Origin of the sequence: Microtetraspora sp. AC03309 (genome assembly GCF_020826795.1) — a bacterium.
Taxonomy (GTDB): domain Bacteria; phylum Actinomycetota; class Actinomycetes; order Streptosporangiales; family Streptosporangiaceae; genus Microtetraspora; species Microtetraspora glauca.
In genome coordinates this window covers 1-581 of the sequence record NZ_JADDIL010000387.1, presented here as the reverse complement: position 1 = coordinate 581, position 581 = coordinate 1, and the positions used below count along the sequence as shown (strand labels likewise).

The window sequence follows — 581 nt, the reverse complement described above, 5'->3', positions numbered from 1 at the left end:
GCCACCACCCAGGGTTGGGTGGCGGCCGAGCCATGGGCGAACCAGTCGTGTACCTCGAACTGAATCCATGCCGCCGCCAGCAGGTTCAGCGTGGTGGCCGGTTGGAAACTGTCGCGGGTCAGCAGGGTGCGGCTGATCAGCCGCGGGTTCGGGTCGAGCAGTCGTTGGGGGCTTTCAGGGTAGGAGTGTTCGGGTGGCACGTTGCGGCCGAACCGGCAACCCACGGCACCCATACGGGGGTCGGCGAGATCGTTGTAGGACCCATCGCGGGTGCGTGCGCCCAGATAGTTGCCGACCCCGACGGGGCCACCCGGCGGGACCGGGGCAGGTTCGGCGGCATACAGATTCGACGTTCGCAGCTGATGCCGCAGCCCGATCAGGACGGCCAGTCCGACCGCCTTGGGAAGACGGGCCCAGCCCACCGTCTGATCGATCTGCTGGGCCACCCTGGCGGCGAGCGCGACCGTGAGCGAACGCGACCGGGACCAGGCAGTGGCGATGAGCACTGGAGCTTGTCGCGCCGTGGTCACCATCGGTTGTTTCCCTCCGGCCGAAATATCGAGCCTGTCGGCCATGATTGT

At 67.5% G+C, this 581-nt stretch carries 1 protein-coding gene; it reads right to left on the bottom strand.

Annotated elements, in window-relative coordinates; all coding sequences use genetic code 11:
- On the bottom strand, positions 1–533 hold a 533-nt coding region (locus IMZ11_RS43470), incomplete at its 3' end, for a peroxidase family protein (RefSeq protein ID WP_228649534.1).
- Between the last annotated feature and the right edge of the window lie 48 nt (positions 534–581).